This window comes from Paenibacillus sp. GQ49, from assembly GCF_059759055.1.
This window is the reverse complement of the sequence record NZ_JCAXEL010000003.1, coordinates 199,226-221,141: the sequence shown is the minus strand read 5'-3', so window position 1 is coordinate 221,141 and position 21,916 is coordinate 199,226. Positions and strand designations below refer to the sequence as shown.

Here is a 21,916-nt window from a genome sequence, read left to right as displayed (position 1 = left end):
AGGTAAAAGCGAGATTAGAGCCATTTTGCTTATTGAATTCAGCTATCTATTTGAGCTATAAAAAGCTGCTATTATCTCTGCATATATCGCTCCTGCCGATAGGCTAAACAATGCTCCACCCATCTTCGAGCGGCTGCCGGATAAGAGCCCAGATGAACGTGTGTATACCCCGCCACGATGTTGCCTGCGGCATATCCCTCTTGCTTCAAGTCACGTAACCCCTTGGTCTCATACGCATAAGGGATCGTTTCTCCATCACGATAGGTCATTGTCGAATAATGAAATTCATGACCCCGAAGTACTTCACCCTTTTTCAGTAAAAAGGAATCCCGAACGCTACTCGCTTCACGATAGCCAAGCGCAGCTCGCTTCTTCTGCATCTGCACCTGTGCGGGGATAATCCCCGCCATGTCGAAAGTAACGCCCTCTCGGTCGGTTAACGTTTCCCCGAGCACCATGTAACCACCACACTCGGCAAATAAAGGCATGTTGGAGTGTGCTGCCTGTCGAAGTCCTTCCAAGAACCCCTGGTTACCCGCAATCTCTGCTGCAAACTCCTCTGGAAACCCACCGCCCAAATAGATGCCATCCACATCCGTTGGAATACCTTCACCAGCGAGCGGACTGAAGTAATGTATTCGGGCCCCGGCTGCTTCAAGCAATTCCAGATTATCGGGATAATAGAAATTAAATGCCGCATCGCGCGCAATGGCAATGACAGGCTGCACCGCATAAGATACATGTCGATTATTAACGTGGATCACTGAATTGAAATTTCGGTCGGAATAAGAGCCTGATTCAGCATTAGCCGAATCCGTGTGGGCAGTCATGGCAGGACTCATTTCTTCATTTAACGGCGGGGCGCTTGCCGCCAGTTCCAGCAGAAGGTCCAGATCCGTGCCTTCCATTAACACATCGGCAGCCCGCTGAAATAATGGCTCCAGTTCACCGCGCTCGATCGCAGGTACCAGTCCCAGATGTCTCTCCGGAATGGACATGTCCTCGTCACGCTTCAGCCAGCCAACCACCGGAATGCCGCACATCTGCTCAATGGCTTTTTCACAATGGTATAATGACCCTCACTTCCACAACGGTTGACGATTACTCCGGCAATATTTAATTCAGGTTCCAATTGTTGAAAACCCAGTACAATCGCGGCCGCACTGCGAGCCATGCTGCGTACATCCACGACCAAGATCACAGGGGTCTGCGTGACCAGAGCAATCTCTGCAGTTGAGCCTGTATTGCTAAGCGGATCTTTGCCATCGTAGAGGCCCATAACGCCTTCAATAATGGAAATATCATGCCCCGCCGATGCCTTCTCGAACGTATCTCTCACATACTCAGGCGATGTCATCCATGCATCCAGATTACGTGACGGTCTGCCCGTGACGGCGGTATGGTATGTCGGATCAATATAATCCGGGCCGCACTTGAACCCTTGTACACTCAAACCACGCTGAGCGAGTGCTCTCATTAGCCCCAAAGTTACTGTCGTTTTCCCTGCACCACTTCCGGTGCCTGCAATGATCAGTCGGGGTCTGGTGTTACGATTTGTAATGGTCATCGTCATATCCACCTTTTCTTGCGATTATCGAATCCTTCAGCTCCGCTGAAAACGTATAAATTCTATAATCTAAACAAAACCGCATCATATAGCGATGCGGTTAAGTTAATGCACACCCTTTATTCATGAAGCGACGCCAAAAGCTTTTTGTCGAACTGATCTAAAAGCAGGCCACTAATCTCTAATCTTGGCCGCACGCCCTGCTGCAAAGTAACGTCCAAGCTCAACGATGAGTGCTCCCATCTTCTCTTCCTCCGGAATGACCAGTGCCTCAATGCCTTCTTCACGCATGGAGTTTGCTGTAACTTTACCTACAGACGCAGGAATTACACCTTGTCTGAAGGCTGCAAGCATCGGCTCAAGCTTGTCCTGGGAGGCTGCATATTGGGTCAGAAATCTGACCTGCGGTCCACTTGTGAACGCAACAGCATCTACTTCGAAATTTAGAATTTCATTCAGTAACTGTTCCAGCTCTGTCTCTTCTGGCGGTACATGGCGGTAAGGAAGCACTTGTCTGACGAGTGCGCCTTGTTCTTCCAACCATGCGACAAGTTTGGGAGCTGTCTCCCCATGAAGCTGCAACATAACCTTTTTCCCTGCGAGATCATGTGGGGCGAATTCTCGAATGAGCCCATCCGTGCTACCGTCATCATCTCGTACCAATGGTGTTAACTTACGCTTTTTGAGCGCATTCACCGTCTTGTATCCCCTTGCCGCAATTGAGGATTGCGATAATACATCCAGTAATTTTCCCGCCACTTCCATATCCTCAGCCATTTCAAACAATGCATCCAATCCCATACCCGTCGTTAATACCGCCCAATCTGGCGGGTCTGAGATCCAGGATACCAGCCCGTCCCTGATACTCCGGTCATCCAGGAATACGGTCCCCTGTGCCGGTCGCACAAGCGGGATTCCACCCATTTTTTCAACCAGTATGGACATTTCTTTCGATTTTCGTGGTCCTGTCAATGCTACACGCACACCTGCCAAATGTTGAGCCATTCATGTTCCCCCCGTTAGTTCAGCCGAATGTTCATCAGTCTGACTACAGTATACAGGGTACTTCTGTGAAGGGAAACTGTGTTTCCCCTCTTTTTGCCCGTTCATCTATAAGGATTTTTGATGGAATGCATCAGGAAGGCTGGAGTTCCCCACCATGGGAATCCTGCCCTCTTTTCTCTCCGTTCTTCTCCGAATCAGAGGATTCATGTCCCTGTTCATGCTTCTCTTCCTTTGACTGGTCTCTCGATCTCTGTTGGGTAGATTCTTTTTTATCCTTTTTGCGAGGACGAAGAAAAAGGAACAGCACAATGGGGAACAGCGCTTCGAAAACAATGGCGATCCATGTCCATTCCCGGGTAAAACGATTAAGCTGAATCGCGTTTCGGAAGAACCAGAAAGCACATACGAATCCAACCAAGGCCACCGGGCCTGTCATCATCTTTCCCGACACTTTCGGAATCATCCGCTTCAGTCCCCAGCAGACAAAGTACAGGTCAAAAGCAATCTTCGTGATCATTGTAGGCAAAGTCGCTGCTGCCAGCGCCAGGTCAAACCGGTCCAGAAAGTCACTAATTTGCAGCTGTCTTGCCAGTTCATAAGAAGGGTATACCAGTCTTGAAGCAATCGGAACACCTATGGACGTAATTGTCTCCACCACAATTAGCATCATCAGAACGCCAGAGATGAGAATTCCCCATAGTGCAGACTTAAAACGGAAATCACTACCCTTGATAACAAAGGGCAATGCAATCATCTCGCCATAAAATGAAAATATGTACCAGCTCCCTTTACCTACGCCTGCAACATCGACATGAAAATAAGGCATAAGGTTGTCCATGTCGATCTGTTGAATGAGCATGAAAGGTAAAATAACCGAGTTCAGCAGGAACAAAGTAACATATAATTCTGTCATTCCAATTAAGGAGCCCAATCCCCCTCGGACGATAAAAACGCCCATAATCATCAGTGACATCACAATGATAGAGATCGGTGTCGTCTCCAGCAATGTGATACTGATATAGTCACCTGTTAACCGGATATCTCTTGCAAACACAAAGAAAAAAAACAGAATATACAAAAAACCCATTAATCTTCCCAGTAAGGGGAATCGTCCGATGAGAGACTCGAACAGATCCTTCTCAGGAAATCGCCGCTGAACCCGGCTTAACATCCACAGCGATGCAGTCATCACAAGCACAACAGGCACATAGGAGAGATACGCGTGCTGCTCCGCGTAAAAAATAGCTTGCGCATGAGGCTGGATCAACGTTCCTGTAATGCTGAGCATCAGTATAAGAAGCACCATCTGCCGATGGGTCACTTTCTGATTCATAACCTGCCTCCTTCCGAGCGCATAACAGCAATCACCTGTCCTCTGATACAGAATCTAGGGAAGTGGTAATAATCGCTGAACGACGTGACTTATCCACACAGAAACGTAGAATGTTTTACTCAAGTGTGTCACGTAGATCCAAATGCCTGTCCCCACTGCAATGAAACCATAGGATAGCCAGCGATTAATGGCTGCTGCTTGCTTCATATGTCTGAAATCCATCAAAATCACTACGATGACCATTCCCAGGTAGGTAAACATAAGCGGCTTAATCATGGACAATATCCTCCTCTGCAACACCAATTGGTTTGTTGACTACCCCTACATTTTCAATAATGACATGGGGGATGACTTCCACCTCAACATCAGGGTATATGGCGTCCCAGCGATCCTTTATTTTGTCCCACTCTGCCGGTAAGTGTTGATGGATCGATCGTCCGATTCCAAGGATATCAGCGTTATATTTATGCTGCACCAACCGGATACCTTCCTCAATGTCTGATTTCAACTTTTCATGAACACCTTCATTTAACTTCAACATCTCTTTCTCACTTCGGTCACCGTAATTTGATTCGTTATCCACGATAACGCCCTTGGCATACATTTGAATGGTCACCTTGACCTTCTCATTATTGACACTGGGATGAAGGGCAGAATTATTTTCGTTCAGCTTAAGGAATATATCTCCTTCCCCTCTCGGAGCTTTGACCATCACTTCTGGTGCATTCGCTTCGCCCATAGCTAGAATCAGCGCATCGGCTGGCGCTTTCTCAATCATGCCTACCAGTTTATCTTTCTTGAATACAGCCAATCCATCCAGCTTGATATTTGTCTTGGAATCCTTCCAGCTCTTCGGTACATTGTCTGCAACTGAGGCGATGGGCAGAAAAGGATCTACACCTTCATCCAAAATGGAATCTATAAATGTCTTAAGCGAGCGGGGGTTGCGCATATTCAGAAAGCATAATTCACGCACCATTTCAGAGGGGAATTTCTCTATGGGCGCATCAGTATCCAATACTTTGTAAGCTTCACCTTTGGTGATTACCGGCAGTGCCGAGAATCGGTTGAGTGGGTAACGTGTTAACAAATCCAGCATGGGAGCCACACCTTCCCTTGCCAAATCCTCTCCAATCAGCAAGGTACGACGATGGGCGTAATACAGTCTGCGTGATAATGACTTCTGTCCTTCCAGCGAAGTTCCACGAAAGGTCTTGGCTGTATTGGATAACATGAACCAGGATTTATCACCACTGCTACCTCCTCCGCCTCCTTCACTCCCCGAAGAACCGGATTGTCCAGGAAGCGCAACCTGCAAGCTGGTTCTGTAGTTATCCTTCTCCTTATCAATCGCGATTCCAATCACAAAGGCGACATCATTAATCTCTTCGCGATCCCAACAGCCGGAGATTAGAACGGTACATAACAGCAATACACCCACTGCACGATACTTCAGAATGAACTGCATGTGTTTACCACCCCTCTTCTGCTTCAGGCGAACCATTGATCTTCTCTGCCATCCGCTTCTGATCCCGGTGAACCGTAGATGGACGATTGATCATTTTCCACCAAGGTACACGAATGAGAATATCCTTGGTATCTGTTTTGCTGTATGGGCTAAGACCCGACAGATACGGCACACCAAATGAGGTCATCTGGGTCAGATGCACCGATATCAGGACCAGACCGATCACGATACCATACAGTCCGAACATGCCAGCCAGTAGCATGATTGGAAAACGCAATAAACGAACGGTAATCGCAAAGTTAAACCGTGGAATCGTAAAGGAAGCAATACCTGTCATGGATACGATAATAACCATCGGTGCAGATACAATCCCTGCCTGGACAGCCGCCTGCCCAATTACAAGTGCACCCAGGATACTGACGGCCTGCCCAACTGTTTTCGGTAACCTGACTCCTGCTTCACGAAGTGCTTCAAAGGATAGCTCCATGATGAGAGCTTCGACCAGTGCCGGAAAAGGAATAGCTTCCCGTGCCCCCGCGATACTCAGTATCAATGTGGTTGGCAGCATGTCCTGATGAAATGTCGTAATAGCGATGTATAGCGCTGGCAGGAATAACGCAATGGCTACGAACAAAAAGCGAATCCAGCGCAACAGATTACTGATAAAGAATCGTTCATAGTAATCCTCACTTGCCTGAAGCATCTGCCACATCGTGACTGGAGCAATCAGCGCAAAGGGGGTACCATCTACCATAATGGCAAAGCGTCCCTCCAACAGATTGCCTGCAACAGTATCCGGACGCTCCGAGTAGTGCATCTGAGGGAAAGGCGAGTACGGATGATCTTCAATCAATTCCTCGATATAACCCGTCTCCAGGATGCCATCAATATTGATTTTTTCCAGACGTTTCTTGGCATCTTGAATCGTTTTTGGATCAGCAATCCCATCCAGGTAGGTCAGCACAATATCTGTCTTGGTGTCTGTGCCAAGGGTCATACTCACCATCTTAAGAGAAGGTGTTTTCAGCTTGAACCGCAATAAGGCCGTATTCACACGAAGCGTTTCGGTAAATCCCTCCCGCGGCCCCCGAATCACGGATTCTGTCTGCGGTTCCTCTACACCACGTCTGACGCCGCCTTTGACATTGAACATCCAGGCTTTGTTACTTCCATCAACCACCAGAAGGGCAGAGGATGCCAGCACTCCTTCTGTCGCAGCAGCCCAGGTATCCACTCGCTTTACCTGGGTCAGCTCAACAGTTGTATCGTCCAGCGGAACATTGGGTTCATCTGTGCGCTGCTGCACCAGCCCTCGAATAATCGGACGCAGCATGTGTTCCTGGATATCAGCCGAATTAACAATGCCTTCGATATAGACGAGAAGTCCTTTCACTTCAGGCGTAATCATGACGTTGCGAAAAACCACATCCGAGCAATCGGAAAATATCTCCTTTACCGCTTGAATCTGAGTTTCATGTACTGCACTAATCGGCTGCCGCAGAAAAGGCGGGGACGGCAGTCCCAAAGGGATATGTTTTTTTTCTGAAGTTCTTCCCGATTGCCGGGACTTGTCTTTCCCAGATGTTTTGTCCGCCATATGCCGCCCCTCCGTTCTTGTTTTTATACAAGGTAGCTTGTGCCAGACAGGAGGGAATTATGTGGTCTTTTTTGCAAAATTACGATAAAAATCCTCTGAGTTTTCAGACAGCAAAAGAGGCCTCTGTATTAACAGAGACCTCTGGGATGTTCCAAGTTCTATCGTTACTTACAAGTTAATCCGCAAAATAATCTTCAGGCACATAACGAATCTCCGACTTCGCATAGATGCTTAGCGTATGACTCTCCCTGTCGTACACAACCCGTTCACCATCTACATAGTACCAGTGTTTCAAAAGGGGCTGGTCCTTGCGTTGGACGAAGCGAAATACGTTCAGTTCCTGTCTAAGCTCCATAATCTGTTCCACCATCTGCTCGTCCAGACCTGTAACGGTAAATATGAAACCTGTACCCTCCTGTTGGAACCGATAGGACAGCGAATCTGTTTTGCTATTAGCTAATCCTCGCCCGGTCACCGCATGTTTAACCATGAACCATTCCTGTTGCGCCATACGTGTATATCCTCCTTCATCTTGGAGTTCTTTTCATCAGTCATCTACGGCAAATCAATAATCATATAGAACGTATCTTCGTTTCCTTGCAGTTCGATTGAATCCCGCTGTTCCACACGAGCCGTGTCGCCTTCGTTCAACAGGTACTCTCCATCCAATCCCAGCTTGCCTTCGATGGAGAAAATGTACATTCGGCGGCCTGCATCCTGATTAAAGGTTAACGTTTCGTCTTTGGCTAATCGGCCAAGGTAGATCGTCATATCCTGATGAATGGTCGCAACTCTTGGTCCCCCATCTGGGGATACAATCGGCACGAGTGCTCCTGCCAATGCCGCTGGATCAAATGATGTCGTCTCATAGGAGGGCTCCAACCCTTTGGTCTGTGGCATGAACCAGAGCTGAAGCAAACGTACTTCTTCGGTATCGGATGCATTATGTTCGGTATGAATCATGCCACTGCCTGCTGACATCCGCTGGATACCGCCAAAGCCTGTAACGGCTACATTCCCAAGGTTATCTTCATGTCGCAACTTGCCGTTCAGTACGATCGATACAATCTCCATATCACTATGTGGGTGAGCTCCAAAACCGCGACCAGGCGCGATCACATCGTCGTTCGCTACCCGCATCGGTCCAAACGCCGTATTCTCCGGGTCTTGGTATTCTCCGAAAGAAAAGCTGTGACTACCACGGAGCCAGCCTCGATCGAAGCTGGAGCGGGCATCGGATGGAATGACGTTAATCATAAAATGCATCCTCCTTATTTTTTCTTAGTAGCATACTTATTCTCATTGTACCAAACCAAAGGCATGTCGTCCAAACAAGGTGAAACGGCTGTCGCCGTCCTCTGGCGGCTCAGCCTGTTTCATTCCGAAGAAATATAGATAAAGAATGACGAGACGAGATGATATACTTTCCTATATTTAGAAAAAAAGTTCTCTACTGATCAGCCCGGTTCGCAAATCAATTTCCGAACCGGCCTGGCCAATAAAGAACCTCATTACAGGACTATTCCTGCACTTCATTATTTGTAGCAATCGTTAGTCCATTCAAGCACTCACATTCTGGCGAGCGTTCCCCTGTCTGGAGAACAGATAATCCACGGCCAGGAAGCGGCTTCCTGTGAAGAGCAGTGTCAGGGAACCCGCCAGCAGCAGGTAATCTAACTCCGTACCACTCAGGAACGGCTCACCCACTTTGGCTGTAAACAGAACGCCAACCATCACGATGGCAAACAGGGCAGCAAACACACGTGTTCCCAGACCCAGAATCATCGCTGCACCACCTACCAACTCAATGATGGCTACAACGGATGCAAGAAATCCGGGAATTCCAATACTTTCGAAAAAACCTACCGTACCGCTGATTCCACCTTCGAATTTACTCCATCCGTGCAATACAAAGATCAAACCGATCATAATCCTTGAGAAAAGTAATCCAATCTCTACACTTTTATTATTCATGTTCATCTTCCTTCCTCATTATATTCGACTTCACTTTAGCCCAATTAATCTATCCGATCGACCAAACAAACAAGATAGACAGCAATAGAAAAACAGTAGCCGACATCAGAACGGCGTAACGTGGCAATCTCAGCGTGACGTCCTGTTCCGGGTCCAGCAGACGTGAAATTCGGACATTCACCGACGTATCCGCAAATGAGGATTGAACGGTCAGTTCTGTGGCCCCCCAAGGTTCAGGACAAGCACGGAGCAGCTTGAGCAAAGCACTGCCAATGCCTGCCACATTGCCTGTACGCTCAATAGCCTCATTGTCTGCCAGAATTTCTCTAACGATATTGTAATGTTTCGAAGTATGCTTCAATACGGGAATATACGGCATCATGATTGCAAATACCGATAACAGTGTTGTTTTCAGTGGGTCACGGTGCCACAGATGATGGACTTCGTGGTACACAACTGCTGTCTCCTCTTCTGCATCCAGCATCTTCAGAAGCCCCGTGGAGAGTACGATGCAAGGTCTCCATAGACCAATTGTAAATGCAACCGGAGAATGCTTGTCCACTACAATGAATCCTGGCTGTCCGAGATGGTGATACTTGGACTCCAGTTCGCGAGACAATGCACGCACCTCCATGGAGCGGAGCTTACGTACGGCTGCTCTGGTTTTCATCATACGCACCATTAGCAACCAACCTGTTCCCGCAAATGTCAGCAATACCAGTGCCAGCAGAAAATGTCCCACGGATAACCAACCCAGTCGACTCATCCAATGATTGCAGAGCCAGAGCAGGTTAAACGGGATATCCCAGCCAAAAATTTTGTACATCGCGTACATGAACATCTGCATGAACACGAGTAACGGAATGCCAAACCCGACGGTAAACAAAAGTTTCGAGCGGGTCTTCCACATCTTAATCGGTATCCTTTTTCCATTGTTTGATCTTCTGTTCCAAGCGTTCAATCAGACCCGCATCTGCTTCATCCAGCGCATCCAGCATATGATTCAATGCCAAAGCTCCGAATTCATCCACCAACTCATGTGACAATTCCTTGGATTGGTCGTTCATAAACTCCTCCTTGCTCTGTACCGGTTGGTACAAAGATGTTCTGCCCTTTTGCGACTTTTCGAGAAGTCCCTTGTCTACGAGCCGGTTCATCACGGTCATGACTGTATTAAAATTGACGTCTTTGTCTTGTTCAAGTGCGGTCTGCACTTCACGGATGCTGCTGCCAGGACGAGCCCATAAAATGTCCATGATCTTGGCCTCCAGCGGACCGAAAAATCGGTTGAGCCCACGCTCACCCACTTTGAAATTGTGTATTCTCATTTTCTGACACCCCTCACACTACCCATTGTAGTGCCAACAAATGAGAAGTCAACCTCTATGTCAGCTATTTTATGTAAATGATTTGTAAATTTGTTTTCCATTTCAGTAAAAAAGGTTAAAGACCGGGAAATTCCGCACGTTCACGGTTTTCCCGGTCTTCAACGAATATCAGTCAGTATGATGTTGTGAGTACAAGTTCAAACTGCACTTTATTTTCCATCCTGTGACGGCATATGTGCAGAAATATCCACACCGAGTCCATGAGCCAAACGTCCGCCAAGCTGTCCATCCGCCCGGAAGAAGTGGCACAGGGCACGCATCTGAATATCAACAGATACGCCCTTAAGGTCATTGATCAGATTATCCAGCAAATGCTGCTGCTCTACAGGAGTGAATGAACGGAATAGCTCCCCTGCCTGCGTATAATCATCCGTCTTCTCGATTTTCTCTCTTGTAACGTGCCCTTGCAACGGAACCTGACTGTCCCGGTATGCCGGATCTTCCTGCGGGCTGTTCCCGGAACTGTTGGGTTCATAGTTCACCGGGGATGGGTCCTGATTCACATTCATGAGTCCATCACGCTGATGATTACGAACGGGTGCGTACGGGCAATTCACCGGAATTTGCAAATAGTTCGTTCCAAGCCGGTGCCGCTGTGTATCTGGGTAGGAGAATAAGCGTCCTTGCAGTAATTTATCTTCGGAAGGCTCAATTCCAGGCACAACTGCACTAGGAGAAAACGCAGCCTGCTCCACTTCAGCAAAGAAGTTTTGCGGATTACGATTCAGGGTCATGGTTCCTACCGTATGGAACGGGAGTACATCCTCAGGCCAGGTCTTCGTAGGGTCGAGTGGATCAAAAGCAAAATCATCCATCTGTTCAGGCTTCAACAGTTGCACCTGAAGCTTCCACTGCGGGTATTGCCCGTTCTTGATATGTTCACGCAGATCACGGGTAGCATGGTTAAAGTCCTGGCCCTGTACTTCGGCAGCTTCCTGACGAGAGAAGCCTCGGACCCCTTGGGCAGACTCCCACTTATACTTCACATAGTGGACCTGTCCCTGTGCATTGATCCATTTGAAAGCATGTACGCCGAATCCATCCATCTCCCGATAACTTGCCGGTGTACCCAGGTCAGAGAATAACCAGGTCATCATATGCGTTGATTCCGGCGAGAGAGTCATAAAGTCCCAATAGCGAGCTGGGTCCTGAATGTTGGTATCCGGAGCTGGCTTCAGGGAGTGAACCATATCAGGGAACTTCATGGCATCACGAATGAAGAAGACGGGCAGATGGTTGCCCACGATATCATAGTTGCCTTCACGTGTGTAGAATTTGACGGCAAATCCACGCGGATCTCGTGCAGTCTCTGGTGATCCCGTACCGTGAATAACAGTTGAAAAACGAACCAGCACATCCGTCTCGGTACCCGGATCTTGCAGGAAGTCCGCTGTTGTATAAGCCTTCATACTTTGCTCCAGTGTGAATACACCATGGGCTCCGGCACCTCTCGCATGTACGACTCTTTCGGGAATACGTTCTCGGTCAAAGTGGGCTATTTTCTCAATGAGATGGTAGTCTTCAAGCAGTGTTGGCCCTCTTCTACCTGCTGTGCGAGAATTCTGGTTGTCACCTACAGGTGCTCCCTGATTCGTAGTCATACGTTCTGTCATCATGTCGTCCTCCTCTAATGGGTCTCACGGCTGTTATATATCTACTATTAAAATCATATTCGGCTTCGGATTAAATATACATTTAGACTTGATCTAACTGTTAAATTGATTCTAACATGTCCCTCTCTGCTCTTGCATGAGGTTCACATGAGATTAAGATGAGGTTCTTCAACACTTCATGAATGAACTATGAACATGCTTTTAAGGAAGTGATCCGGATTTACTATATCCATTAGGTTGAGGTGAACGATAACATTAGGCAAAAAAAAGCGGACTAATCCGCCAGGCGGTAGCCCACTCCTCTTACAGTGACAATATATTGTGGCGAAGATGCGTTATCGCCCAATTTTTTTCGCAAGCTTTTGATATGAACATCGACCACATTGCTTCCACCCGTAAAGTCCGTCTCCCAGATATCGCTGAGCATCTCCTCACGGGAAATGACTGCACCTTTGGCATCAATCAGCTTGAGTAACAGATCATATTCGGTCTTGGTTAGATGAATCCGGTTATTATCGCGCTGTACACTCATCCGTTCACGATCGAGCCACAGATCCTTAAATCCGATACGGTGCCCTTCCTCAGGCAAAAACCCACGGTTGGGCAGAGCAGGACTGTTGCCAATCATACGCTGCACCCGGTAAAGTGCTTCCTGCGGGCGTGCAGGCCACACCAGCAATTCCTCCTGAAGCATCGGTCCACTCGCACTGCCGATCATCTTCTCACCAACCAGATACAGACAAGGGGTTGTATGCTCAGCCTCACGATTCAATCGACTGCTAATGCCGGCAAATGCATCGATCGTTCCGGCGACAGACAGGTCATAGATCAACAGATCAAAGACAAGACGCTCATGCAGATCCGGTTCCCAGCGATGAAAGACCAGTACATCAAAGCAGCTATCCGTTAAGGCTTTTACCAGTTCATGAACCTGCCCCGGCATCGGGCTGATCAGAATAACACGCCGTGTAACAGGACAATTGTCCACAAGGGGTGTTGAGTCAGACAAGGCTGGTTTAACCCTTAGGGGTAAACGGCGGCCAGGCAGTTTTATTTTTACTTGATCCGTTTGTTTCTGCATTCCCCGCAGACACCTCCAAAGACCACATGAGCATGATCGATTGCATATCCGGTTTCTTCAGCTACCTGTTTCATCCATTGTGGAGGAACCTCTGTCATTACCTCATCCACTTTGCCGCACACTTCACACATAATGTGCTGATGATCATCCATACGGGCATCGTATCGGCTTGCTGTCTCTCCGAGTTTAAGTTCCCGTATCAATTCTTTGTCCGTCAGATAACGAAGAGAATTATACACCGTACCATAGGCCAGATTATATCCTTGTTCTACGAGTCGATTCATGACATCTGCAGCTGTCGGGTGATCCTCTGAATGGCGCACCACATCATATACCGCTTGCCGTTGTATCGTCAGATTTAAAGTTCTCACAACCATTTCTCCTTTATTATTGATCCATTTTATATGAAATCAGACACTGATCTTCTACTTATGATGGTCTTCCCAAAAAGAAGGAATACATTTTGATTTAGATTAAGTATAAATCTCATTACATATTGAAGTCAATATCACCCTAACATCCTGTATATGCAAATAAAACATCTTTCCCAGCAATCCCCTCATAAATTTGGGATAATATGGTTCGCTACAGCTCCACTTTTCAGATAAAATGTAGGGATGTGCGTAAAAAGGGGGAATGTCGGTTGTTTAGCACTTTTTTCATTAATATCTGTGTCATGATTACGTTTATGTATGTGTCCGGGATCATCGCGAAGTTCTATAGTATCCGATTGCCTTTTCCCTCGTTACGTGTTCAGTTGATCGGCGGCTTATTATTCGGTATATATGGCACAGTACTCATGAACTATTCTTTCCCTCTGAACGAAACTACGATTGTAGATCTACGTCATCTGGCCATCGTTACCGCAGCAGTATATCTGGGAGGACTGGCTTCGATCGTAACGGGACTCATGATCTCGGTCCTTCGTATTCTGATGTTTGGCATATCATCCTCTGCCATAGATGCAGGATTTGTCATGACTTTGATCGGGCTGTCCGGTGTATACTTCGCCTATGCTTCCTGGTCCAGACTGACCAAAATCATTACGATGAATCTGCTCGGCATTACGTTAATCTTTATCATCCTTATGTTGAACACGGACAGCATGAATTCATTAATGAAGATATATCCGTTACAAATGACCATTTCCTTTGCCGGTGGATTATTTATCTATTTCATCGCAGAATTCATCAATAAATCCAATGAAATGTTATTTCTATTGGAAAAAAGAGCATCTACCGATCATCTTACCAACCTGAGCAATCGACGACAGTTCGAAAAATCACTTCAACTGGAACTCCAGCGTGCGCGGGAGTACCAACAGAAGCTTTCCTTGCTTGCCATTGATATTGACCGGTTCAAAAAGGTGAACGACACCTATGGTCATTCCGCCGGCGATGCGGTCCTGAAGCAACTTGGACAACTGCTTGTTGAGCATGCACGTTCTGCTGATATCGTGTCACGAAACGGTGGGGAAGAATTCGCCATTCTCTTGCTCGACTGTGGACACCGTCAGGCCGTGGCTACCGCCGAATCTATACGACAGGCTGTAGAGAAATACCATTTTGCTCTACCCGACGGGCACACGACACGTCTAACCATCTCCATTGGTGTAGCCGTGTATCCCGATCATTGTGATGATCATGACGATGATGACTTCTTCGAACAGGCCGATCGTGCTTTATATGAAGCCAAGAATACAGGGCGTAACCGTGTGTGTGCCTTAACTTTTCGCTCCTTGCCTCTTACGCTTTAAAGTAAGATCTAACCTTTCAATAATCTAACCTTTCAACGTTATTCAAAAAAGGGATGTCTCGTTCGCCTATTCAGGCGCACAGGACATCCCTTGCTTTATGGATCATTGCATATCATCTCAGCTTGTGTAATGACAGGAGATCAAGCAAGGATGCTCTCAATCTCCTCCACAATGGCAGCATCCAGCTTCACGCCAGATGCAGCCGCGTTCTCTTTTATCTGCTCGGGACGACTCGCCCCTACAAGTGCACTGGATACATTGTTCTGGCGCAGAATCCAGGCCAGGGCCAGTTGGCCAACCTTCAGATCCAGCTTGTCCGCCACTTCAATCAGTTGACGAACTTTCCCGATACGATCCGCATTGATCTTTCCTTCGTCCCATCCTAGCTTGGCAGCACGGCTATTCTCTGGGATATCGGAAACGGACGTATATTTCCCGGTCAATAGACCTTGAGCAAGCGGGGAATATACGACTTGTCCGATGCCTTTACGCTCACCGAGCGGGATAATTTCATTTTCGATATATCGGTCAAACATGTTGTACACCGGCTGATTAACCACGATACGATCCAGAAGCAGACGATCTGCTGTACCCAACGCAGCTTCCATCTGAGCCGCTGTCCACTGGCTGACGCCTACATATAACACTTTGCCTTGACGTACCAGATCATCAAGAGCGCGGAGTGTTTCTTCGATTGGTGTTTCGGTATGATAACGATGGCAGTAATAGATATCCACATATTCAACGCCCAGGCGCTTCAAGCTGGCTTCACATTGCTCCTTGATATGTTTGCGAGACAACCCCTGGTCATTCGGACCATCACCCATTTTGCCAAATACTTTGGTTGCAAGTACATAAGAGTCACGGGAGTACGCTTTGAGCGTCTGTCCAAGCAGTTCTTCTGCTGCACCCCGTTCATATACATTGGCAGTATCAAAAAAGTTAATGCCTTCATCAAATGCAGTTTCAATTGATTTCACCGCATTCTCACGTTCCACATACCCTCCGTACGTCAGCCAGCTTCCCAGGCTAATCTCGCTTACTTTCAGTCCGCTTCCACCTAATCTGCGATAATCCATTGATTGCATATCCTCCTCTGTTGGTTATAAAGATGAAGTTCACTTTCTATTGTAACGTAACCAGCTCGGAATAAAAGGGCTTTGGCTCAGAAAATGGAAAATGAAAAAAAGCGCACCTATAAGATGCGCCGAATAAAGATCTATGATCATGATCTAAGGCAAAGTAATGCTCAATGCATTCAACAGATCAGCCTGTCTGACCGGCTTGGTCAGAACAGCATCAAAGGCTTCTGCTTCATGCAATTCAATGTGCATACCATAAGGAACAAGAACAATGACGGGCAGATTCTCCAGTCGCTGTTTCAGTTCATGTACAAAATCAACCGCGCCGCCTTCCATTAATCCCATATCCACAACGGCTACATCCGGCATGAATCCTTCCTTGATCCAATCATGCGCTAATGTCACACCCGAGGTCATGTGTACATCCATCTCCCACCTACGCATCAGGGAAGAGACACCTTGCAAAATGTCAGGGTCCTTGGCAAGTAACACCTTTTTCCCTTTTAACCGCTGCTGAACACTTGCGAGCTGAGGTAACTCCCAGTATCTGCGTAACGGAAGTGAAATGTTGAATTCCGTCTCATTTTCCTTCACACTGCTCACCTGAATACGGCCATGCATGAGAATGGCAAGATTCTGGCTTACAGCTAAACCCAGATTGCTTCCAATCAGTTTTTGGATATTCAATTTTTCATCTTGGCTGTTAAAGGTTGGTTTCTTCTTGTCCGATAACATCTGACCCGTGTAATTCACCTTGAGCAGAAGTGTACCGGTCTCTTCGGTCTCTTCTCCGTTCACCACTGCCGTGATCAGGACGGAGCCCTCACGCGTTGAATCGAGAGCGTATTGAATGACATGTGCAAGCAGCTGTCCGATCTTGATCTCATCACCAACGAATACTTGCGACACATTCAGCTCCAGATTTAATCCCAGCTCAATGTTCTTGCCAGCCGCAATTCCCGCATAAAGATAGACCGTATTCTCGATTGTACCTACCAGATCGAAAGGATCATCATGTATAACCGTTTTACCTGTCTCATTGATGTTGAAATTCATCATATTGTTCAACAAAGAAAGTAGAATATTGCCGCTCGTCTCAATCATATTCACATATTCTGACTGCTCCTCAGGCATATCCGGTGTACGTATCAGATCAGTCAGTCCCAGAATGCCATTCAACGGATTGCGAATCTCATGACTCATCAGCTTTAGCATCTGTGATTTGGTCATGGCCTCCGATTCAGCTCGTTCTTTCTCTGCCTGGAGCTGCTCTTGCATTTGTTCCGAATCACTCAGTTTACGCTCCTGAAGATGCAGTGTGCTCTCCAGGTCCACAACATAGCCAAGGAATACAGCCATCGCCTTCAGCGTCTTCATGTCGGTTTCACTGATTACATAATCAGGATTATCCATCAGACAGATGGTCCCGAATGTTTCGCCAGATCTTCGCATGATAGGCACGCCCACGAAGAAACGATTGCCGAGCCCGCTCGTGACATCCATGAATCTTGTCATCGGATGTTCACATGTATTCTGGATTGTAAGGTTCTCATGTTTATCTTTTAATACCAAGCTGCAGTAAGAATCTTCAAATGGAAGTTCGCTACCTTTTACAATCAATTCTTCCTTGCGATTGAACGCCTCCAGAATGACATTCGTCAAACCGTCATTCGTAGCAACAAAGATGGTATTGACCTTCAATATACCACTTAGTACGTCTACAATATGGGCCGCAGCTTCCTGTATATCTTCATAGAAGCCTCTCGTAATGCCTTCTGCCGTCCCCATGATCCACCCCTTTTATCTTAGCTGCACTATCCAATCTGTAGATCATAATTGTGTAATCACGTACAAGGGTTCATCAAAAAATCCGAATAGCTGTCACAATCTATACTTATATGATTAACACCGTAGCTGTATAAGAGAATCATACTTCCTGTTTATTGCCCATTTGCGGTTAAAACAGTTCTTAAACGGATGGATTAACAAACGAAAAATTATGGCAAAACGCCTTTTCAGATTGATTAAAGTCCATCCTGTCCAACTTCGGATATTATCCTTGCAGGATAACTAGAAATTATACGCTTCTACTCAAACTTTGGGAACCTTTATCCACAGCAATTAAAGGAAAGTCCGCTTTGTCCTGTAAACTATGTGACCATTATCACACCCAAAAAACCACATATAGTTTATAAATGGATAAGAGGAATCTACATATAGTGTTATACGGAAATTGAATGATATTCAATCATTTTAGGAGGAACCTTACATGAACATGCTTGAGTATGCCACTCCACCGGCATCCGATCTATTATCCGACCTGGGAAGACGAATTATTGGCGCAGAAGACGCCGATACGCTGAGGGAAAATGCCAATCTGAACGGAGACTCCTTCAGCGGCAAGATGAGCAGGCTCGGTTCGGAGACAGCCAAGTGGCATGCTCTGCGTCATGTGTTGCCGGAAGAGCTTGCCCAAGCTGTGGAGAATGGGGATCTGTATGTACACGATCTGGATCAGTATGCACTTGGAACGACCAACTGCATCTTTATCCCGTTTGACCGTCTTCTGGCTGCAGGTTTCAATACAGGTAACGGATCGGTTCGCACACCTCAGACCATCATGTCTGCCATGGCCTTGGTTGCGATCATCTTCCAGTCCCAGCAGAACAGTCAATACGGTGGTGTGTCAGCCAATAAAATCGACTGGGATCTAGCTCCCTATGTACAGCGATCGTTCCGCAAACATTACCGCAAAGGGCAACGGCTCTTCGGTGAAAATGTCCTGATCGGGGATGAACAGCTTCATCTGGATAGCATCGAAGCGAAGAATCAGTGCCCGCAGGCGTATGCCTTCGCCTATGAAGAGACTGAACTGGAGACAGGACAAGCTGCTGAATCGCTGATTCATAACCTGAATACGATGAGCAGTCGTGCAGGTGGTCAGATTCCATTCACTTCACTGAACTATGGATTATGTACATCAGCAGAAGGTCGGCTGGTATCACGCTCATTGCTGGAAGCAACCATCCGTGGCCTGGGCAACGGGGAGACTCCCGTGTTCCCTCAACATATTTTCCAATGTAAACAGGGGATCAATCAGGCTCAAGGAGAGCTGAACTATGATCTGTTCCGGCTCGCAGTCACCTGTTCATCCCGGCGGATGTATCCCAACTTTGTCAATGTGGATGCCTCTTTCAATCTGCCTTTCTATCATCCGGAAGATCCGGATACGATCATCGCAACTATGGGATGCCGCACACGTACACTGGCTGACCGCTTTGGTCGCAATCGTCAAAGTGGTAAAGGTAATCTGTCCTTCAACACCATTAACCTCGTGAAACTGGGCATCCGGTTTGGCATCTGCCAAGGTGCCAGAGCTGTCGCTGACCGGGCCGGATTCTATACTGCTTTGGAGTCGGTTATGCATAATGCCGCTTCCGGCCTGCTGCACCGCTACCGAATTCAGACAGCACAGCCTGCCAAGGCATCGGACTTCATGATGCGAGAGGGTGTATGGGAAGGTGGAGAACAGCTTGGCCCGAACGAGCCGGTTGCCGATCTTTTAAAGCATGGAACATTATCTCTTGGTTTTATCGGTCTTGCGGAATGTATGACAGCTCTCTATGGGCGCCATCATGGGCAGGACACTCATGTACATCGTGAAGCACTGAACATTATTCGGACCATGAGAGAGTTCTGTGACCGGATGAGCGAGCAGCATAACCTGAATATCACCCTGTTTGCCACACCTGCTGAAGGGTTGTCCGGCAAATTCACGAAAATCGACAGAGAGCGTTATGGTCTCATTCCTGGAGTTAATGATCGGGAGTATTATACGAACTCATTCCATATCCCGGTATACCACACTCTTCCAGCTTATCGGAAGATTGAACTGGAGGCCCCGTTCCATACGTTATGTAATGCGGGTGCAATCTCCTATGTGGAGCTTGACGGGAACGTTCGAGCCAACACCGCAGCTTTCCTGCGGATCGTGCAATATGCACTGGCACAGGATATCGGATATTTCTCCATTAATCACCCGATTGATCACTGTCCTGCATGTGGTTATGAAGGCGTCATCGGGGATGTATGCCCAGGCTGTGAAGCCCATGAGAACCATGTACACTTCCAGCGGTTACGCCGCGTAACGGGCTATCTGACCGGAGATTACAAAGTACGCTTCAATGCTGCGAAACAAGCTGAAGTGCGGGATCGGGTGAAACACCGGTGAATCTATATGGTTACATCCCGGAATCGGTGAATGAAGGGACAGGCCTGCGTGCTGTGTTGTTCATCAGCGGATGTCGTCACGCCTGTCCGGGCTGCTTCAGTCCGGATTCATGGAGCTTTCGAGCGGGTGAGCCCTTTACAGAGGAGCGGCAGCAGCAGATTCTGCATGAAGTGACGACCCATCCATTGCTGGATGGCGTTACGTTGTGTGGCGGTGATCCCTTTTTCTCGGCAGCAGAATGTACGTCTTGGGTTCAGCAGCTCCGCGCTGCACGTCCTGATCTGACGGTGTGGGCTTACACGGGATTCGAATATGAAGAGCTGGTCACCGACCCTGTGAGAGCGGAGCTTGCCCGGTTATGCGACGTCATTATCGACGGTCGATACGTTGAAGCGGAGCGTGATGTCTCCCTGCCCTTCCGCGGCAGCCGGAATCAACGTTTGATTGATGTGCCTGGCACAATGGCAAGTCACACCATTGTGACGCACACACTCATATGAGGTATTATATTATCCAAACCATGGCGAAGCGAGTACAACCGCTGTAATGAACAGCAATTGAAGCATCAGACGTGGGAAAACTGGCCACACAGCTTTGCCGCCTATTGTTAACTTCTCACGGGCCGCATGGACATTAGCCGGGAACATGACAATGAGCATGAGCAGCAACCCTGTAGAGGCAATCCATGCAACACCAGGTATAAGTAAACCAACTGCGCCTACGATCTCCAGGATTCCAGTCCACGTTACGATTTTCTCCTTGTGAACTAATCCACGAGGAACCATCTGAACCAAATCGGATCTGCGTTTGCCCCAGTGTGCGGATGCGGTTAACAAAAACATGACGACAACCGCACCTTGCAACGCAGGATGCCAATGATTAAACATCGGAACTCCAATCCAGCCGATCCCGCGAAGTATCATAAAAGTTGTGCATAATGCAATAAGTGGTGCCATTTCTTACCCTCCTTCATCATCTTTACTATAAAAAGATCCGTATCAGTCTTGTTGCTTAAGCATGGTAGACATGAAGTTAGCTATATCTGTAGAGTTCAAGTGTGACCTTCCGCTTGTATGCATTGAGGTGCGTACCCGCAGTCCCATGGAGAGCAGTACAAAAAGTTCTCCCATCTGCTCTGCATTAATCGAGCTATCTATCACACCATGTTTGATTCCCAACTCAATCCACTGCATCGAATAGTTGACCGACCTATCGTGAAATTGCTGTAGTGCTTCGGACACCTGAGGTTCGTCCTCTTTGCCCAGCAAATAAAGCAAGACCTTATTGGTCATTGACCCCTGCTCCTCCAGACCGACTAAATTCGCAGCGATAATCTGCATCGGACCTTCAAACGTCTTGATATCTGCTTCCGCAATGGTAGACAGAACGGCAGAGTGCACCGTCTCCAGATGCTCCATCAGAACCCAGATAAATATTTCGTCCTTGCTTCTAACGTAATGAAAAATCGCCCCTTTGGACAATCCCGAGCGTTCCATAATCTCTTTTAAGGTAATCGCATGGCAGGCTTTCTCTTGTAACAGTTCCTTGGTAGCTCCCAATAACTGAGCCGTTGTATGTTTCCGTCTGTCTTCATTCTTCAAGTACGTTTCCTCCCTTGTTTACTCCTCTACTCTTTATAAGAATTATACAAACCGACCATCGGTTTGTAAATAAGAATAGTAATTAAACAATCTTTAACTGGTTCTCGGACCATTTCCCGCATAATTGAAGCATTCGTAGAGACCTGCCTTAAAGAAATAGGTTCTATCCATTCTCTCTATTTTCTCCTCTATTGCATGACGATATATAATATAGGTAGTT

The 21,916-nt window shown here is 47.3% G+C and carries 20 protein-coding genes and 1 pseudogene; 3 read left to right on the top strand and 18 right to left on the bottom strand.

Translation table 11 applies throughout. The annotated features are described in order from the left end of the window. Positions 1–71: 71 nt before the first annotated feature. The 14 genes and pseudogenes from AC6CIF_RS08170 to AC6CIF_RS08105 form a co-directional block, all read right to left on the bottom strand. Positions 72–1,573: pseudogene (locus tag AC6CIF_RS08170) on the bottom strand (cobyrinic acid a,c-diamide synthase CobB). 168 nt (positions 1,574–1,741) lie between these two features. Next, positions 1,742–2,572, bottom strand: coding sequence for a uroporphyrinogen-III synthase (locus tag AC6CIF_RS08165; protein ID WP_498198974.1), 831 nt, complete (start codon positions 2,570–2,572; stop codon positions 1,742–1,744). Between the two features lie 130 nt (positions 2,573–2,702). Beyond that, positions 2,703–3,905 carry a GerAB/ArcD/ProY family transporter gene (locus tag AC6CIF_RS08160; RefSeq protein WP_498198972.1) on the bottom strand — a complete coding sequence of 401 codons (1,203 nt, stop codon included), beginning with the start codon at positions 3,903–3,905 and terminating at the stop codon, positions 2,703–2,705. 54 nt (positions 3,906–3,959) lie between these two features. Further along, positions 3,960–4,181 (bottom strand): hypothetical protein, encoded by a 222-nt coding sequence (locus AC6CIF_RS08155; protein WP_076209718.1) that lies wholly within the window; start codon positions 4,179–4,181, stop codon positions 3,960–3,962. Further along, positions 4,174–5,373 (bottom strand): Ger(x)C family spore germination protein, encoded by a 1,200-nt coding sequence (locus AC6CIF_RS08150; RefSeq protein ID WP_498198970.1) that lies wholly within the window; start codon positions 5,371–5,373, stop codon positions 4,174–4,176. The genes AC6CIF_RS08155 and AC6CIF_RS08150 overlap by 8 nt, the downstream gene beginning before the upstream one ends. Positions 5,374–5,377: 4 nt before the next feature. Beyond that, a complete protein-coding gene (locus AC6CIF_RS08145; protein WP_498198968.1) occupies positions 5,378–6,970 on the bottom strand; it encodes a spore germination protein in 1,593 nt (530 codons plus the stop codon). 175 nt (positions 6,971–7,145) lie between these two features. Then, the gene (locus AC6CIF_RS08140) at positions 7,146–7,481 is read right to left on the bottom strand and encodes a hypothetical protein (protein WP_076209715.1); all 336 of its coding nucleotides are present in this window, start codon (positions 7,479–7,481) and stop codon (positions 7,146–7,148) included. A gap of 44 nt (positions 7,482–7,525) precedes the next feature. Then, positions 7,526–8,227, bottom strand: coding sequence for a pirin family protein (locus AC6CIF_RS08135; protein WP_036612794.1), 702 nt, complete (start codon positions 8,225–8,227; stop codon positions 7,526–7,528). Between the two features lie 303 nt (positions 8,228–8,530). Further along, the gene (locus AC6CIF_RS08130) at positions 8,531–8,944 is read right to left on the bottom strand and encodes a DoxX family protein (protein WP_076209884.1); all 414 of its coding nucleotides are present in this window, start codon (positions 8,942–8,944) and stop codon (positions 8,531–8,533) included. 49 nt (positions 8,945–8,993) lie between these two features. Beyond that, positions 8,994–9,854, bottom strand: a complete 861-nt coding sequence (locus AC6CIF_RS08125) for a M56 family metallopeptidase (protein WP_076209713.1) — start codon at positions 9,852–9,854, stop codon at positions 8,994–8,996. A 1-nt stretch (position 9,855) separates the two neighbouring features. Next, positions 9,856–10,272, bottom strand: a complete 417-nt coding sequence (locus tag AC6CIF_RS08120) for a BlaI/MecI/CopY family transcriptional regulator (RefSeq protein ID WP_076209712.1) — start codon at positions 10,270–10,272, stop codon at positions 9,856–9,858. A gap of 209 nt (positions 10,273–10,481) precedes the next feature. Further along, on the bottom strand, positions 10,482–11,945 hold the full coding sequence (locus tag AC6CIF_RS08115) for a catalase (RefSeq protein ID WP_076209711.1): 1,464 nt from the start codon (positions 11,943–11,945) through the stop codon (positions 10,482–10,484). A gap of 274 nt (positions 11,946–12,219) precedes the next feature. Then, on the bottom strand, positions 12,220–13,026 hold the full coding sequence (locus AC6CIF_RS08110) for a winged helix-turn-helix transcriptional regulator (protein ID WP_036612804.1): 807 nt from the start codon (positions 13,024–13,026) through the stop codon (positions 12,220–12,222). After that, a complete protein-coding gene (locus tag AC6CIF_RS08105; RefSeq protein WP_036612807.1) occupies positions 13,002–13,397 on the bottom strand; it encodes a Fur family transcriptional regulator in 396 nt (131 codons plus the stop codon). Before AC6CIF_RS08105 ends, AC6CIF_RS08110 begins: the two co-directional genes overlap by 25 nt. Before the next feature lie 272 nt (positions 13,398–13,669). Between AC6CIF_RS08105 and AC6CIF_RS08100 the strand changes: the two genes are divergently transcribed. Beyond that, positions 13,670–14,782, top strand: coding sequence for a GGDEF domain-containing protein (locus AC6CIF_RS08100; protein WP_498198964.1), 1,113 nt, complete (start codon positions 13,670–13,672; stop codon positions 14,780–14,782). 140 nt (positions 14,783–14,922) lie between these two features. Here AC6CIF_RS08100 and AC6CIF_RS08095 read toward each other — a convergent pair whose 3' ends face one another. Continuing rightward, positions 14,923–15,861, bottom strand: a complete 939-nt coding sequence (locus tag AC6CIF_RS08095) for an aldo/keto reductase family protein (protein ID WP_498198962.1) — start codon at positions 15,859–15,861, stop codon at positions 14,923–14,925. A gap of 153 nt (positions 15,862–16,014) precedes the next feature. Further along, positions 16,015–17,652: a hybrid sensor histidine kinase/response regulator gene (locus AC6CIF_RS08090; protein ID WP_498198960.1), complete on the bottom strand. Its 1,638-nt coding sequence runs from the start codon at positions 17,650–17,652 to the stop codon at positions 16,015–16,017. A gap of 481 nt (positions 17,653–18,133) precedes the next feature. Between AC6CIF_RS08090 and AC6CIF_RS08085 the strand changes: the two genes are divergently transcribed. Continuing rightward, a complete protein-coding gene (locus tag AC6CIF_RS08085; RefSeq protein WP_498198958.1) occupies positions 18,134–20,095 on the top strand; it encodes an anaerobic ribonucleoside triphosphate reductase in 1,962 nt (653 codons plus the stop codon). Then, complete coding sequence (gene nrdG / locus AC6CIF_RS08080; RefSeq protein WP_498198956.1) at positions 20,092–20,595, top strand: anaerobic ribonucleoside-triphosphate reductase activating protein; 504 nt, start codon at positions 20,092–20,094, stop codon at positions 20,593–20,595. The genes AC6CIF_RS08085 and nrdG overlap by 4 nt, the downstream gene beginning before the upstream one ends. Positions 20,596–20,604: 9 nt before the next feature. Here the strand turns inward: nrdG and AC6CIF_RS08075 are convergent, their stop codons facing one another. Next, positions 20,605–21,051 carry a DoxX family protein gene (locus AC6CIF_RS08075; protein WP_498198954.1) on the bottom strand — a complete coding sequence of 149 codons (447 nt, stop codon included), beginning with the start codon at positions 21,049–21,051 and terminating at the stop codon, positions 20,605–20,607. 42 nt (positions 21,052–21,093) lie between these two features. Then, positions 21,094–21,696: a TetR/AcrR family transcriptional regulator gene (locus AC6CIF_RS08070; protein WP_340014807.1), complete on the bottom strand. Its 603-nt coding sequence runs from the start codon at positions 21,694–21,696 to the stop codon at positions 21,094–21,096. Between the last annotated feature and the right edge of the window lie 220 nt (positions 21,697–21,916).

Bases quoted from the DNA above. Each gene is read 5' to 3' on its own strand.
- AC6CIF_RS08165 (WP_498198974.1), bottom strand. From the start codon at position 2,572: ATGGCTCAACATTTGGCAGGTGTGCGTGTAGCATTGACAGGACCACGA.
- AC6CIF_RS08160 (WP_498198972.1), bottom strand. From the start codon at position 3,905: ATGAATCAGAAAGTGACCCATCGGCAGATGGTGCTTCTTATACTGATG.
- AC6CIF_RS08155 (WP_076209718.1), bottom strand. From the start codon at position 4,181: ATGATTAAGCCGCTTATGTTTACCTACCTGGGAATGGTCATCGTAGTG.
- AC6CIF_RS08150 (WP_498198970.1), bottom strand. From the start codon at position 5,373: ATGCAGTTCATTCTGAAGTATCGTGCAGTGGGTGTATTGCTGTTATGT.
- AC6CIF_RS08145 (WP_498198968.1), bottom strand. From the start codon at position 6,970: ATGGCGGACAAAACATCTGGGAAAGACAAGTCCCGGCAATCGGGAAGA.
- AC6CIF_RS08140 (WP_076209715.1), bottom strand. From the start codon at position 7,481: ATGGCGCAACAGGAATGGTTCATGGTTAAACATGCGGTGACCGGGCGA.
- AC6CIF_RS08135 (WP_036612794.1), bottom strand. From the start codon at position 8,227: ATGATTAACGTCATTCCATCCGATGCCCGCTCCAGCTTCGATCGAGGC.
- AC6CIF_RS08130 (WP_076209884.1), bottom strand. From the start codon at position 8,944: ATGAATAATAAAAGTGTAGAGATTGGATTACTTTTCTCAAGGATTATG.
- AC6CIF_RS08125 (WP_076209713.1), bottom strand. From the start codon at position 9,854: ATGTGGAAGACCCGCTCGAAACTTTTGTTTACCGTCGGGTTTGGCATT.
- AC6CIF_RS08120 (WP_076209712.1), bottom strand. From the start codon at position 10,272: ATGAGAATACACAATTTCAAAGTGGGTGAGCGTGGGCTCAACCGATTT.
- AC6CIF_RS08115 (WP_076209711.1), bottom strand. From the start codon at position 11,945: ATGACAGAACGTATGACTACGAATCAGGGAGCACCTGTAGGTGACAAC.
- AC6CIF_RS08110 (WP_036612804.1), bottom strand. From the start codon at position 13,026: ATGCAGAAACAAACGGATCAAGTAAAAATAAAACTGCCTGGCCGCCGT.
- AC6CIF_RS08095 (WP_498198962.1), bottom strand. From the start codon at position 15,861: ATGGATTATCGCAGATTAGGTGGAAGCGGACTGAAAGTAAGCGAGATT.
- AC6CIF_RS08090 (WP_498198960.1), bottom strand. From the start codon at position 17,652: ATGGGGACGGCAGAAGGCATTACGAGAGGCTTCTATGAAGATATACAG.
- AC6CIF_RS08085 (WP_498198958.1), top strand. From the start codon at position 18,134: ATGAACATGCTTGAGTATGCCACTCCACCGGCATCCGATCTATTATCC.
- AC6CIF_RS08075 (WP_498198954.1), bottom strand. From the start codon at position 21,051: ATGGCACCACTTATTGCATTATGCACAACTTTTATGATACTTCGCGGG.